At 39.8% G+C, this 14,408-nt stretch carries 17 protein-coding genes; 15 read left to right on the top strand and 2 right to left on the bottom strand.

All coding sequences use genetic code 11. From position 1 onward, the window contains the following. The first annotated feature begins 25 nt into the window (after window positions 1-25). Window positions 26-772, top strand: coding sequence for a 23S ribosomal RNA methyltransferase Erm (gene erm / locus ACFQ19_RS09940; RefSeq protein ID WP_379591924.1), 747 nt, complete (start codon window positions 26-28; stop codon window positions 770-772). A 69-nt stretch (window positions 773-841) separates the two neighbouring features. On the opposite strand, the gene ACFQ19_RS09945 is transcribed toward erm, so the two are convergent. Then, a complete protein-coding gene (locus ACFQ19_RS09945) occupies window positions 842-1,003 on the bottom strand; it encodes a hypothetical protein (protein ID WP_379591925.1) in 162 nt (53 codons plus the stop codon). A gap of 197 nt (window positions 1,004-1,200) precedes the next feature. On the opposite strand from ACFQ19_RS09945, the gene ACFQ19_RS09950 reads away from it, so the two are divergent. The 6 genes from ACFQ19_RS09950 (at window position 1,201) to ACFQ19_RS09975 (ending at window position 6,416) form a co-directional block, all read left to right on the top strand. Further along, entirely contained in the window at window positions 1,201-2,148 is a 948-nt protein-coding gene (locus tag ACFQ19_RS09950; protein WP_379591926.1) for an ABC transporter ATP-binding protein, read from the top strand. 1 nt (window position 2,149) lies between these two features. After that, window positions 2,150-2,887, top strand: a complete 738-nt coding sequence (locus tag ACFQ19_RS09955) for an ABC transporter permease (protein WP_379591927.1) — start codon at window positions 2,150-2,152, stop codon at window positions 2,885-2,887. Then, a complete protein-coding gene (locus ACFQ19_RS09960) occupies window positions 2,884-3,567 on the top strand; it encodes an ABC transporter permease (RefSeq protein ID WP_379591928.1) in 684 nt (227 codons plus the stop codon). Before ACFQ19_RS09955 ends, ACFQ19_RS09960 begins: the two co-directional genes overlap by 4 nt. A gap of 198 nt (window positions 3,568-3,765) precedes the next feature. Next, complete coding sequence (locus tag ACFQ19_RS09965) at window positions 3,766-4,875, top strand: sensor histidine kinase (RefSeq protein WP_379591929.1); 1,110 nt, start codon at window positions 3,766-3,768, stop codon at window positions 4,873-4,875. Window positions 4,876-4,899: 24 nt separating this feature from the next. Further along, window positions 4,900-5,505, top strand: a complete 606-nt coding sequence (locus ACFQ19_RS09970; protein WP_379591930.1) for a response regulator — start codon at window positions 4,900-4,902, stop codon at window positions 5,503-5,505. Between the two features lie 188 nt (window positions 5,506-5,693). Then, window positions 5,694-6,416 carry an EcsC family protein gene (locus tag ACFQ19_RS09975; RefSeq protein ID WP_379591931.1) on the top strand — a complete coding sequence of 241 codons (723 nt, stop codon included), beginning with the start codon at window positions 5,694-5,696 and terminating at the stop codon, window positions 6,414-6,416. Between the two features lie 95 nt (window positions 6,417-6,511). Here ACFQ19_RS09975 and ACFQ19_RS09980 read toward each other — a convergent pair whose 3' ends face one another. After that, a complete protein-coding gene (locus ACFQ19_RS09980; RefSeq protein WP_379591932.1) occupies window positions 6,512-6,967 on the bottom strand; it encodes a hypothetical protein in 456 nt (151 codons plus the stop codon). A 424-nt stretch (window positions 6,968-7,391) separates the two neighbouring features. On the opposite strand from ACFQ19_RS09980, the gene ACFQ19_RS09985 reads away from it, so the two are divergent. The 8 genes from ACFQ19_RS09985 (at window position 7,392) to ACFQ19_RS10020 (ending at window position 14,403) form a co-directional block, all read left to right on the top strand. Continuing rightward, window positions 7,392-8,072: a hypothetical protein gene (locus tag ACFQ19_RS09985; RefSeq protein WP_379591933.1), complete on the top strand. Its 681-nt coding sequence runs from the start codon at window positions 7,392-7,394 to the stop codon at window positions 8,070-8,072. Window positions 8,073-8,263: 191 nt separating this feature from the next. After that, on the top strand, window positions 8,264-9,625 hold the full coding sequence (gene mtaB / locus ACFQ19_RS09990) for a tRNA (N(6)-L-threonylcarbamoyladenosine(37)-C(2))-methylthiotransferase MtaB (protein ID WP_379591934.1): 1,362 nt from the start codon (window positions 8,264-8,266) through the stop codon (window positions 9,623-9,625). A gap of 17 nt (window positions 9,626-9,642) precedes the next feature. Next, window positions 9,643-10,308, top strand: coding sequence for a deoxyribose-phosphate aldolase (gene deoC / locus ACFQ19_RS09995; protein ID WP_379591935.1), 666 nt, complete (start codon window positions 9,643-9,645; stop codon window positions 10,306-10,308). A gap of 110 nt (window positions 10,309-10,418) precedes the next feature. After that, window positions 10,419-10,598 (top strand): 30S ribosomal protein S21, encoded by a 180-nt coding sequence (rpsU, locus tag ACFQ19_RS10000; protein WP_040980621.1) that lies wholly within the window; start codon window positions 10,419-10,421, stop codon window positions 10,596-10,598. Between the two features lie 14 nt (window positions 10,599-10,612). Beyond that, complete coding sequence (locus ACFQ19_RS10005) at window positions 10,613-11,059, top strand: GatB/YqeY domain-containing protein (RefSeq protein WP_379591936.1); 447 nt, start codon at window positions 10,613-10,615, stop codon at window positions 11,057-11,059. A 266-nt stretch (window positions 11,060-11,325) separates the two neighbouring features. After that, entirely contained in the window at window positions 11,326-12,618 is a 1,293-nt protein-coding gene (locus ACFQ19_RS10010; protein WP_379591967.1) for an NfeD family protein, read from the top strand. A gap of 207 nt (window positions 12,619-12,825) precedes the next feature. Further along, window positions 12,826-13,821 carry a flotillin-like protein FloA gene (gene floA / locus ACFQ19_RS10015; protein WP_379591937.1) on the top strand — a complete coding sequence of 332 codons (996 nt, stop codon included), beginning with the start codon at window positions 12,826-12,828 and terminating at the stop codon, window positions 13,819-13,821. A 27-nt stretch (window positions 13,822-13,848) separates the two neighbouring features. Next, entirely contained in the window at window positions 13,849-14,403 is a 555-nt protein-coding gene (locus ACFQ19_RS10020) for a hypothetical protein (RefSeq protein ID WP_379591938.1), read from the top strand. Window positions 14,404-14,408: the final 5 nt, after the last annotated feature.

The following is a 14,408-nucleotide window of genomic DNA, read 5'->3' on the forward strand; positions in this document are numbered from 1 at the left end:
ATAACCAATAGGATAGAGGGTTATAATGAGCAGAAATAACAGAATAAATCCCAAAGTTAGTCAAAATTTTATTACGTCACAAAAATATGTTCGTGAAATAATATCTCAAACGAATATTGATAAAAAAGATATTGTCATCGAAATTGGTTCGGGGAAAGGGCATTTCACAAGAGAGCTTGCTGAAAATTGTTATTTTCTTACAGCTGTAGAAATAGATTCTAAACTTGTATCTATGACGCGAAAGTCAATCAATAGCTTTGAAAACGTTCAAGTTATCCATGCAGATATATTAAATTATAGGTTCCCTAAAGGAGCTCATTCGTATAAAATTTACGGAAACATTCCTTATAATCGAAGTACGGATATTGTAAAAAAGATTGTATTTGAAAGTGCCGCTGCATATTGCTTTCTAATTGTTGAAGAAGGTTTTGCAAAGCGGCTGACAGATTATAAAAGGTTCCTGGGGTTATCCATATTTCCTGAGGTTGAAATGAGGATTATAAGAAGAATTCCTAGAAATTATTTTCATCCAAAACCGAAAGTTGATTCTGTTCTCATTCGACTTGGAAGAAAAGAATCTGGAATGCCTCCTCTTGATAGAGATTTGTATCAGTATTTTGTATATAAAATGGTAAATAAAGAATATAAAAAACTATTTACCAAAAATCAATTTAGAAAGGCGTTAAAGCATGCTCGTGTAACAGATATAGATTGTTTAACTGGTGAGCAGGTATTATCCATGTTTTATAGTTACAAGTTATTTCTAAATTGAAAATGAAATAAAACAATTCCAATATTTTTTGAAGGAAAAACCGATTTAAAAATCACTGCTTTATATCAGCTAAAATCGATATAAAGCAGTGATTTTAATTAATAAAAGAAGTATTCGTTTGAAACGGAGCCCGTACTTTGGAATATATTTATCGCGGTGTGACTGGCTGGGACTTGCGCTTACTCGCCCCATTGAAAACGTTGTCTCAGGCGTCTGTACTAGTACATTCATGTACGTTACCCCCACTGAAGGAAGTTTCGCTTTATAAAACTTCTTCCTAATATTTTGTCAACAGATGCATAACCTCTTTTTTACTCCCATTAGCAGTATTTAAAAAAGATGCATTGAAATTCATGACATTTGTAACTATTTCCATCAAAATTCTCCTGTAATAATAAAATTATAAGAAATAAAAGGGAGGTTATTGCATGCCCATTGTATATATGAACGACATTGTAAAAAGGTACGGTTCTTTCCGGGCGCTGGATCATGTTGATCTGGAAATAGAAAAAGGAACCATTATGGGGTTACTTGGGCCGAATGGAGCTGGTAAGACAACGCTGATCCATGCACTGGCAGGATTAATAAAGATAGATTCCGGGGACATTTATTTGTTTGGAAAGAAATTGAATGAAAATATGATGGAAATGAAGCGGCAACTAGGGCTGGTGACACAGGAAGTAACCGTATTTGAAGACTTAACAGCTCGTGAGAACCTGGAGTTCTTCGGGGGTATTTACGGACTGAGGGGTGAGGAGTTAAAACAGCGTGTAAATGAAACGCTTGCCTTTGTCGGGTTAACGGATAAAGCGAAAAGTCTGCCCACTAAATTTTCCGGCGGGATGAAGCGCCGCTTAAATATTGCTTGTGCGCTTGTCCATAGTCCCAAACTGTTGATTATGGATGAACCGACTGTAGGAATCGACCCGCAATCGAGAAAGTATATTTTAGATTCGGTCCGTAAGCTGCAGCAGCAGGGAACGACCATTTTATATACGACGCATTATATGGAAGAAGTGCAATCGATTGCTTCTAAAATAGCGATCATGGATAAGGGGCATGTTATTGCTAAAGGGACATTGGATGAACTGATTGAAAATATACAGCATGAGGAAAGAATAGATGTAGAAGTAGTTAACGAACCGACCAGTGCGCTTTTGGAGGAATTGAAAAATCTGGATAGAGTCAAACATGTCATGCAGGATAAAAAGAACATTCAGGTAGTATCCAGCAGTGGTGCAGAAAACGTTGATAATGTACTTGCGATTATTAAAAATGCAGGAGGAGTCCGTTCGGTGACAGCGAAGAAACCAACCTTGGAAGATGTGTTTCTTACGTTGACAGGAAAAAACCTGCGCGATGGAGAGGAGGAATAGCATGCTGCCCAGGTCTACTTATTTTATTTTGCGAAGGATGCTACGGGGTTACATTGGCTTTGTTATTTTAATTCTGCTTCCTATAGCCATCATAACGGTGAATGGTTTTGCGGTAGGTGATGACTTCGTTGATGAAAATGGATTGTCCGGGATGGAGATGATTTCCGTCGGGATCATTATAGGTTTTCAGCTTGTTGGCGGATTTTATACGATGGAAATGATAAAAGAGGATTTATTTTCGGAAAGAAGATGGCGTATGCTTTCCCTGCCTTATCCGATATATATACATGCCTTTTCCATCTTGATCAGCAGTGTGCTGTTTAGTGTTCTGAATGGAAGTGTTATGGTGTTGTTTACCTATTTGGTATTTGATGTGAATTGGGGAAATATCGGCTGGGTTATCTTTGTCTTAATGCTCGTTTCCCTTGTTTCTCAGCTTGTATTCTTAATGGCTGTTACATTAATAAAGCGATATAAAGTGGCGGAATTTATTGGCTATGCGTATGTGTTTCTTTTTATGATTCTGTCAGGATACTTATTTATTCCAATTCCAGACATGGCAATTTTTGATTGGATTAATCAATATATCAATCCGCTGGCGCTTGGGGAGACAGCGATTATTTATCAAATGCAAGGACAGGAAATGAGTGAGGTATATCTCAGTACAGGAATGCTGCTCACTATTTCAGTTTTACTAACGATATGCATCGTGCTTTTCGGAAGGAGGAGATTAACGTGACTGTTTTCTTTTTTGCGATCAAGCGATGCTTCCGGAATATGATGAATATTCTATTCCTATGTGTTCTGCCGGTACTAGTTATTTTGATGCCTGATGAAGAGTGGCTGCCATTACCTTTAGGTTATCAAATTTATGGTGTTCTCTTGCTTTTCGCAGCCGGGAGAATTGTAAGTATTATGATGGATGATCGGGCTAAAGGAATTTTAACAAGAGTCGGGATTTCTCCGATTACACATTTGCAGTATCTATGGCAAAATCTCCTGGCTTATTCGCTTATTCTTATCGTACAAGTCGGATTAGTCGTTGTCGCTGGTATGTTATACGGACATGATTTAATGCAGCCATTTTTACTGTTTGTGGTGTATTCGGTTTTTGCCATCACAGCAATTGGTTTTTCCCTCGCCTGGTTTTCGCTGTTCAGGCATAAAGAGACGGCATTTACGGTTCTGATTGGGTTAATTTTTCTGATGACAATGGCAGGTGGAATGCTTTGGCCGGTAGATATCATGCCGGAACTCATGCAGCGATTTGCGATGCTGCTCCCGACTTACTGGCTGGCAGAATCGATTACGATTGTTGCCAATCAGGAAGCTATATCGGAGCTGATTATACCGTTTGCAATGATGATGCTGTTCACGGTAGCTTTTCTTATCATTGGAAGCAGAAGGCGTATCACGTAGTTTCATGCAAACAGATATCATATTCGCCTGTGCCTGTATGCATTGTTATTCTGGTTATCCGCAAAGTGGAAGTATGCTATTCAATGAATAATAAAAGCATGAGGTTTTCTCTGGTGGTTTGACATGGTAAACTTAAACGGAATAAAACAGTCGAAACGAATATAATAGCGATGAATAGAGCAGAAAGGAGATCAGCCAATGACGTCAAATAAATATGAAGTGTTGACGCCAACAGTATGCACGTTCATATGGCGGTCTCTTGCTGTCTTTTTCCTCGGTTTTTATTGGATGATCAGTGATGGCGAAGAAGCAGGAATTCTCTCTTTATTATTTCTGATAATTATGGCTTTAGCGAGATGGAGGATAGAAATGCCTGCTTGGACAACATTGTTCGATCAGGCTATTTGTATGGTTGCTGTTACATTCTGGCCCGGTGCCTGGTTTGCTTTAGCAATTCCTGTCTTTGAAGCCGCGCTGAAAGGGAGGCCGTGGTTTGTTATTCCTTCCGTTATTTTTTTGGTTATGGAAGCACAATCGTTGCTGATATTGATAATGATTCTTCTTTTGGCAGCATTTGCAGGGATTGCTTTCTATAGCTGGTCAAAGAGTATCGATTTATATAAAAAGGAAGCAGATATGGAGCGGCGGTATCGGTATGAATTAGAAAGTTTCAAGCGTGAATTGCTGCTGGCGAGTACGCAGACAGCGAAAATGGCGAAATTGGAAGAGAGAAATCGTATTTCTAAATCATTGCACGATCATGTAGGTCATGAATTAACAGGTGCTATTTTGGCGCTGACAGCTTTTGAACAACTTTGGAAGGAAGGCGAACCACAAGCAGAGAAATTATTTCTTCAAGCAAAAGAGAGATTTACGGAGAGCTCCCGTCATTTACGGGAAACGGTGCATAATATGAAACCGGTAAGTGCGATTGGAATCGAAAGTTTTAAAGAAATTACAGAGCAATTTACCATGTGCCCCTTACTATTAAATATTTTTGGTGATACATCAAAGGTTTCTTCTTATCTATGGGGGATATTAGAACCAGCATTAAAAGAATCGCTAACCAATGTTACCCGCCATTCGGAAGCAACCCAGGTAAAGGTTTCTTTGGATGTCAGTGAGAGCATTGTCCGGCTGTCTATTTTCAATGATGGTGCTTTAAAAGACTCTGGTGGTCATGGTATTGGGATCCGAAATCTTCGCCAGCGTGCGCAATCCGTCGGAGGAAGTTTGTCAGCTTCTTCTGTAAAGGAAGGGTTCCAGTTAGTCTGTGTTCTGCCACTTGAAAAAGACGAACAGGAATAAAAATAATAGAAAGAGGTCTTTATAGTGAAAATAATTATTGCAGATGATGATTCCATGGTGTATGAAAGTCTTCAATTGTTGTTTTCCCGCGAAGAGGATATTCAAGTTGTTGGAACTGCTGCTAATGGGAGAGAAGCGGTGAAAGCTTGTGAAGAAACTCGGCCGGATGCTGTTCTGATGGATATACAAATGCCAGAAATGGATGGTATTCAAGCAACACGTGAAATTAAAAAGCGCTGGCCCGAAGTTCGGGTGATGATGCTGACAACTTTTGAAGATGAACAAAATATCAGGCTGGCACTATTAGCTGGAGCTGAAGGATATTTGCTTAAATCCGCACCAGTTGAGGATATGGCACAACAGTTACGTGCGTTGGTTTCTGGAAGTTCTGTGTTGAACGCAGATGTTTTAATGCGGTTGACACAACCAGAAAAGAGAGGGTTAGAAAGTTTAACAGCACGTGAAAAGGATATTTTAGAACTTGTTGCACAAGGATGCTCCAATAAAGAAATTGCCGGCCAGCTTTTTGTCAGCGAAGGAACGGTGCGCAATGTGATTACCATTATATTGGATAAGCTGGAGGTTCGTGATAGAACGCAGCTGGCGTTATATTATTGGGGGAGAACTTGAAAAATTTGATTGCTTTTTAGAATATGGTGGAAGGTAGTACATCTAAATGGCAAGCTTGTAAGTATTTTATTTATTGGAATAGAAGGTATGACATGAATAGAATAGTAAAGCATTTGAAACCAAAACGCAATCTCTTTACGAATTAAAAACGTACAAGGAAGTAAAGACAATAAAGGCAGGTTTTGATTATGGATTATGAAACTATCGTATCGAAAGAACTGATGGATTGGCGTAATAAAATGTTGAAAAAACCCAGTTTGTTTAATCAGTTATCGAAAAAAACACAAAAGAAGATGAACAGTATGATTCCGGAAAAGGCACATCAGGTGATTACAGACAGTATAAAAAACATGGTGAAAGCGACGCTCGTCGGCTCTAATATAACTACGAAGAAACCCAAACCATCAGAACTTTCCTTGTTTGAAAGGGATGAAATGGCCAAGGAAAAGTTAATCTCCTATCGTAAAACCGCTGTCGTTGAAGGAGCGGGAACAGGCGCAGGAGGGATTTTCTTTGGACTTGCAGATTTTCCATTGCTATTGTCCATCAAGATGAAATTTTTGTTTGAACTGGCAGCTGTTTATGGGTATGATGCAAGTGAATATGAGGAGCGGCTATTTATTCTCCATGTTTTCCAGCTTGCTTTTTCCAGTGATGAAAAACGGAAGGACACGTTTTATATACTCGAAAATTGGGAGCAGGAGAAGGGGAAGCTCGCTGATATGGATTGGCGTGTTTTCCAGCAGGAGTATCGAGATTATATTGATCTGGTCAAAATGTTGCAGCTTGTTCCGGGCATTGGTGCCATCGTTGGTGCATATGCCAATCATAATCTGATGGATACCCTGGGCGAAACGGCAATGAATGCGTACAGAATGCGTCAATTTGAACGAAATGAGTTGAAGGATTAATGAAGAAGCAACTACTATTATGGGTAGTGAATTTCCCCCTGGAATACCTGGATATGCATGCTTATTCTTAAAGAGAGGACAAATGGCGCTGCTAATTAACCAAAAGACGCAGTAAGTCGAATAATACTCAGCAAAATAAGGGCCGCTCCAAAGATACGCACGAATAATGGTGCGATTTTATCAAATTTTTGCACCCAGCCTTCCCGTTCTTTTCCCAAAAGAAATTTCGCTCCAAACAGATTGGTTGCTCCAACAAATAGGAAAATGAAAGCTAATCCTGCTCCCTCGTATCCTTCAACATGTTGCAGGGTTGAGGTCATTTCAAAGCCAGCAAGAAAAAAGTTATGAATCGTTATCAATAATCCAATAAAGAAAAGGTGAAAAACAAAAAAATTCAGCAGCCGGCTCCGTGGCCATGACATATACACTCCTGTCGAGCCGTCATCCCATCCTTTGCCGTCACTTTGCATAAATCTCCAGGTCGCAAACATCACGAACAAGCAAAACAGGAGCATACCTATTAATTTTATAAACTCCCATAACACATCCATGTTTTGCCTCCTTTAGGCAAGTAGGGCTTATTGATAATATGTATTTCCCTCAATATGTGTATTCAAAACTCAAAATCAAAATGTTGTGACAGACGTCATTGCTCTAACTCCGATTGATTTTATTTCAATCTTTTTTGCAGGTGTTAAAAACGATTTCGCTTAAAGTGTTATATTAACTGATGAAACCATTTTCCATTATTAAAAGTACAGCGTGTTCATAAATGTTTGATGTGGAAGCCGGATTGTATTTGTTTTACTTTATCACAAATTGGGAAGTAGTGTCATAAAAGGATTTTTGCAATACGAAGCTTACAATAATTGGAGAAATGAGGAGGGTGTGAGCAAATAAACGGATCCATTTACCTTTTGTTGTGGGCAGCGCCAGTACAATCATTGAATCTATCTTACGCGAGGAGTTGGAATGATGAAAAAAATGTATTTTCTGTTGGGCAGTGCATTCTTTATGACTGCGTGTTCCATGTCTGAAGAGGATGTTGTGGAAGAAACTGTTGCAGCAAGTGAGGAAGTCAATAATTACACACTCGATATTACAACCTCCCATCCTAATGAGTCAGAAAATAATGAATATGCGTTAAACATTGATTTAGAGAACACACAAGGATATATCACTAGTGATTACAGCAGCGAATATGAGGTATCTTCAGCGGAATTTTATTATAACAGCGATACCGTATATGAAAAGGAACAGGATAGTGACTGGATAGAAAGCTCACTGCAAGTAGAAGAAATGCATGAATTATATTTTGTAGACTATACACAAATTGCTCAAGTACTGGAATACATCGAACCTTTGGAAGAAACATCGTTTGAAGCATTAGATGAGTCATATGCATTTTCATATCAAGCAGGCAATCAAGTTGATGCAATAGATTTGTTAGAGGAATGGGGGTTTAACCTTGGGGATGAACCAGTGATGGACGCTTCAGTTGTCTTTCACATCAATAATGATAACTATTATATAGAGAATATTGCGTTAGAATATACGATGCTGGCAGGAAATGACATGGAGGTAAAACTAACACAACAGCTTGATTATCAGAACATCAATCGTGCAGAGGAAATAGAAAGACCTGAAGATTTATAAAACAACACCAAAATCTATGGTTGCTATTATCAAAATATAGCCAATTATGCCCTCCATACATGTTGGTGAAGCGCCCTTTTTTCATAGTGGAAGAGAGAAAAGTTATTTGTATTCTATTTCTAATAATTTATGATATCATATGTTTATGTTGACTTTAATATAAAAACTGCTAATGAAAGGATGAAAAATATATGGCTGAAAAATTGCCAAAAACGGTGAGCTTCCATACATTAGGTTGTAAAGTAAATCACTACGAAACAGAAGGCATTTGGAGAATGTTTCAAGAACAGGGCTATGAACGTGTAGATTTTGATCATGATGCGGATGTTTATGTTATCAATACATGTACTGTAACGAATACTGGCGATAAAAAAAGCAGACAAACAATTAGACGTGCCATCCGAAAGAACCCTGATGCAGTCGTTTGTGTAACAGGCTGTTATGCACAGACTTCCCCGGGGGAGATTATGGAGATTCCGGGCGTGGATGTTGTTGTCGGCACACAGGAGCGTAAAAATATCTTCAGTTATATTGAAGAGCATGAAAAAACAAAAGAGCCGGTGAATGGTGTCTCCAACATTATGAAAAACCGTGTGTTTGAAGAAATGGATGTGCCTGCATTTACCGATCGTACAAGGGCGTCTCTTAAAATTCAGGAAGGCTGTAATAATTTCTGCACCTTTTGTATTATTCCGTGGTCAAGAGGATTATTACGTTCCAGAGATCCGGAAAATGTGATAGAGCAAGCCAATAAATTAGTTGAAGCAGGATATAAAGAGCTTGTCCTGACAGGAATACATACGGCTGGGTACGGAGAAGATTTAAAAGACTATAATTTTGCGATGCTGCTGGAAGAGCTGGAGCAAGTGGAAGGATTAGAGCGTATTCGTATCAGTTCCATTGAAGCCAGTCAAATTACGGATGAAGTTATCCGGGTACTGGACAATAGCAAAAAGATAGTCCGTCACTTGCATATCCCATTGCAAGCTGGTTCGGATTCTGTATTAACCAGAATGCGCCGGAAGTATTCTACGGATTTCTATCGTCAAAAAGTGAAAAAAATACAAAAAGCATTGCCGGGTCTTGCTATTACATCAGATGTCATTGTCGGATTCCCTGGGGAGACAGAGGAAGAATTTCAGGAGACGTACGATTTCATTAAAGAAATTGGTTATTCCGAACTCCATGTGTTTCCATTCTCTAAAAGAACTGGAACGCCGGCAGCTAGAATGGATAACCAGGTGGATGACGATGTCAAAGATAGACGCGTGCATGAATTAATTACCTTATCCGATCAGCTAGCTAAAGAATATGCTTCTGCTTATCAGGATGAAGTATTGGAAGTAATTCCGGAAGAACATGCAAATGAACTGGAAGATAATCATCTCATCGGATATACTGATAATTATATGAAAGTACAATTTGAAGGTTCAGCCGATTTAATTGGCAAGATTGTCAAAGTGAAGATAACCGAATCCGGCTATCCGATGAATAAAGGTGTGTTTGTTCGGGTCATGGACCACGCGACACATGTTGCAGAAAAACACGCATAAAAGAGGAGAGGACGAACATGAATTTAGCATCTTATATCGACCACACATTATTAAAACCAGATTCTACCAAGCAACAAATTGCAAAAATTGTCGAAGAGGCAAAAGAAAATAACTTTGCATCTGTTTGTATCAATCCGCACTGGGTTGTTTACTGTGCGAGCGAATTAAAAGATTCCCCCGTAAAAGTTTGTACCGTCATTGGTTTTCCTTTAGGGGCTACAACAACACAGACAAAGGTTTATGAAGCGAGAGAAGCTATCGAAAATGGAGCAACAGAAGTTGACATGGTTATCAACATCGGTGAATTAAAGTCTGGAAATGAAGCATTGGTGAAAGCAGATATAAAAGCTGTCGTAGATGCTGCGAATGGAAAAGCATTAACGAAAGTGATTATAGAGACTGCTTTATTAACAGGTGCGGAGAAAGTGCTTGCTTGTCAATTGGCAAAAGAAGCCGGTGCGGATTTTGTCAAAACATCAACTGGATTTTCTGGCGGCGGTGCAACGGTGGAAGATGTAAAATTGATGCGGGAAACAGTCGGACCAGAGATGGGAGTAAAAGCCTCTGGAGGCGTACGTGATTTAGAAACAACCGAAGCGATGATTGCAGCAGGTGCAACCCGAATCGGTGCCAGTGCCGGCGTGGAAATTGTTTCAGGGAAAGAAGGAACTTCAGATTATTAATAAATAACCATTGACCGCTCCCCCGGTTTATATTATAATTTAAAGAGCATGAAAGTCTATTCATGCTCGCATTAAAAATGGTTTTGTGCTTCGGAGGGAGGGAAATTAGCATGTCAAATAATACAACTCGCGTTCGTAAAAACGAGTCTCTTGAGGATGCTCTTCGTCGCTTTAAGCGTAGTGTATCAAAAAGTGGTACATTACAAGAATATCGTAAACGTGAACACTATGAAAAACCTAGCGTACGCCGTAAGAAGAAATCAGAGGCTGCCAGAAAACGTAAATTCTAAAGAAGGTGTGACGTATGACGCTACTTGATCGATTGAATCAAGATATGAAGCAGGCGATGAAGAACAAAGATAAAGAAACCCTGAGCGTTATTCGCATGGTAAAAGCTTCTGTACAGAATGAATCGATTAAGCTTGGAAAAGATACTCTAACTGAAGACGAAGAATTAACTATTCTTTCGAGAGAAGTGAAGCAGAGAAAAGATTCCCTCCAAGAATTTAAAGATGCTGGAAGAGAAGATTTGGTTGACAAAACCGAAAAAGAATTGGAAATACTGGAAAAGTATTTACCAAAACAACTTTCAGATGAAGAATTAAGATCGATTATTCAGGAAGCAATAAAAGAAGTGAATGCTGCCTCGATGAAAGATATGGGGAAAGTAATGGGTTCCGTGATGCCGAAAGTCAAAGGACAGGCTGACGGTTCTAAAATTAAACAAATAGTAGAGCAGGAATTACGATAAAGAAAACCAACCCGGTTCAGGGTTGGTTTTTTTAATATCTCCGGCGGAAACCGGAGATAGAATGAAAGAAACTTTAAACGTGTTAAATTTAGATGACGCTTTCTAATTTCTCGAAACATATGGTACTATCAAGATATACCCATCTACGAAAAATGAAACCTTTTATGAATTACTTTCGTATATAATAGGTAAGGTGCAGTATGAGGGGGTGATTCAAGTTGAAAAGGCATCGCAGACGGTTAGCTGTATACATATTGTTTGTATCCATGTTAACCTTCCTATCCCTATTTACGTTTACCGGAGCAGAGACGGAAGCTGAACAAGGTGAAGGAGAGACTGTTCATATTATCCCGATTGAACGAGAAGTGGAAAGAGGTCTGGAATCATTTATTGATCGGGCTGCTACAGAAGCAATGGAAAGCGGCGCTGATCATATTGTTTTCGAAATTGATACACCGGGCGGCCGTGTTGATTCTGCCGGACAAATTGGTTCACATATCCGGAGTTTGACAATACCAACAACTGCTTATGTTGTTAATGAAGCGTTATCTGCAGGGTCTTACATTGCTTTGTTCTCGGATAATATTTATTTTAATCCGCATGCAACGATGGGGGCAAGCGGTATTATTAATCAAGACGGGACAGCGGCTGATCAAAAAGCGCAATCAGCATGGCTGGCACAAATGAGAAGTGCAGCGGAAGCAAATGGCAGGGATCCGGTTTATGCTGCGGCAATGGCGGATAGCAGTATTGATTTGCCGGAGTATGGAGCACCGGAAGGACAGTTTTTAACATTAGGCCCGAGTGAAGCAGTTGAAGTAGGATATGCAGAAGGAATTGTTTCCGATCGTGCCGAACTGCTGGAGGAACTTAACCTGTCTGAAGCAAATGTTGTGGAAGCAGAACCTTCTATTGCAGAAGAAGCAGCGAGATTGCTAACACATCCTGTGGTGATTCCTATTTTATTATCTGTTGCCAGTATCGGTTTGATTGTAGAGCTGTACTCGCCAGGTTTCGGCGTACCAGGAATATTAGGATTGATCTCTTTAATATTATTCTTCTATGGGCATGTTGTAGCTGGATTAGCAGGGATGGAAGCATTGGTTCTTCTTTTGATTGGTATCGGTCTTATCGTGGCAGAGTTCTTTGTCACCGGCGGCATCTTAGGAGTGCTGGGAATAGGCGCAGTTGTCGGCTCCTTATTTATGTCGGGGTATGATATGGTGCATATGTCCATAAGTATAGGAATTGCCTTTTTAATCAGTGTGATTATTGCAATCATTTTGTTTAGAAGAATCGGAATGAATAAGGGCATTTTCCGTCACATTGTATTACGGGACAGTATCACAAACGAAGAAGGTTATGTATCCTCTGAGAACCGTTTGGAACTTGTCGGACTTGAAGGAAATGCATTAACTCCGCTGCGCCCTTCCGGAATGGCTGAACTGAACAATGAAATCATCGATGTTGTTACAGAAGGTTCTTTTATTGATAAAGGGAAGACAATAAAAGTAATTCGCGTAGAAGGTATTCGTGTCGTTGTCAGGGAAGTGAAATAATTTTAAATTTCGGGAGAAACACACGTGAGTAATGATTTAATCATCCCGCTTTTTATTATTGCGATTGTCAACATTTGAACGTGCAGCTGCGATGGACTTAGAAGGCCGTGACATTAGTGCGTCTGTTAAACAGAGGGTAAATGAAGTATAAGGTATTCGTATCGTTGTCAGGGAAGTAAAATCATTTCGAAATCAGGAGGAATCAGCATGGACCAAAATATGCTTATGCCGCTTATCATTATTGCGGTAGTTATTATTGCTTTAGCAATACTATTTACTTTTGTTCCGGTTACACTGTGGATCAGTGCCTTAGCTGCCGGAGTAAAAATTAGTATCTTTACACTTATCGGTATGCGTTTGCGCCGGGTAGTGCCGAACCGGGTTATTAATCCGCTTATCAAAGCACATAAAGCGGGTATGGACGTAAAAACCAACCAGCTGGAAAGTCACTATCTGGCAGGCGGTAATGTAGATAGAGTAGTAAATGCATTGATTGCAGCACAACGGGCAAATATTGATTTATTATTTGAACGTGCAGCTGCGATTGACTTAGCGGGCCGTGATGTATTGGAAGCAGTACAAATGAGTGTAAACCCGAAAGTAATTGAAACGCCATTTATTGCAGGTATTGCAATGGATGGTATTGAAGTCAAAGCACTGGCGAGAATTACGGTGCGTGCGAATATTGACCGTTTAGTCGGCGGTGCCGGCGAAGAAACCATCATCGCCCGTGTCGGCGAAGGTGTTGTAAGTACAATCGGTAGTTCTGATGCACATACTCAGGTACTTGAAAATCCGGATTCCATTTCAGAAAATGTATTAAGTAAAGGCTTGGATTCTGGAACAGCGTTTGAAATCTTATCGATTGATATTGCCGATGTGGATATCGGTAAAAACATCGGTGCGATGCTTCAAACGGATCAGGCTGAAGCTGATAAGAATATTGCTCAAGCGAAGGCAGAAGAGCGCCGTGCAATGGCAGTAGCTCAAGAACAAGAAATGCAAGCCCGCGTTCAAGAAATGCGCGCGAAAGTGGTAGAAGCTGAAGCGGATGTACCACAAGCGTTGGCAGAAGCATTGCGTTCAGGTAAAATGGGCGTCATGGATTATATGAACTATCAAAATATTGATGCCGATACAGATATGCGTGATTCTATTGGCAAATTGTCCAATGAAAACAAAGATGAAGATCAAAACAAGTAAGTAAAATGATAATAAAGGAGGGGGCATATGGACTGGATATTTGATAATTTGTATCTTGTTATTATCATTCTTTTCGGGATTATTTCTTTTTTAAGCAGTTCCGGAAAGAAAGAAGAAGAACAAAAGAAAAAGCAGTCTACACCTCCGAATAATCCGACCCAGACCAGACAAAGACAACAACAGTCTTCATCGCAAGGGGCAGGAACACAGCAGCAATCACAAGTACAAAGGCAAAGGCAACGCGAACAGCCTCGTGCACAGCGCCAAGTCTATCAGGAAGGTGAACGTCCGGACATTTCTGCTGGAAGTATTGAAGAACAGCAGCAGAAACAGATGGAACGTATGGCCGATCGCTATCAAACCTCTTCTCAAGAAGATTTAGAAGACGCTGAGCAAAACTTTAAAGGCTTGAAGGTGGAGCGTAAAAGTGAAGAAAATGCTCCTGGCCGGGCTGAGATGAAAAGACGTGTCTCCGGGAACCTGGAGGGTAAAGGATTAGTTAACGGTATTATTATGGCGGAAGTATTGGGATCACCACGTGCTAAAAAGCCATATAGAAGTATCATACAAAAAAGAAAATAAGAAAG

Source organism: Oceanobacillus locisalsi (genome assembly GCF_042675985.1).
GTDB classification, from domain to species: domain Bacteria; phylum Bacillota; class Bacilli; order Bacillales; family Amphibacillaceae; genus Oceanobacillus; species Oceanobacillus locisalsi.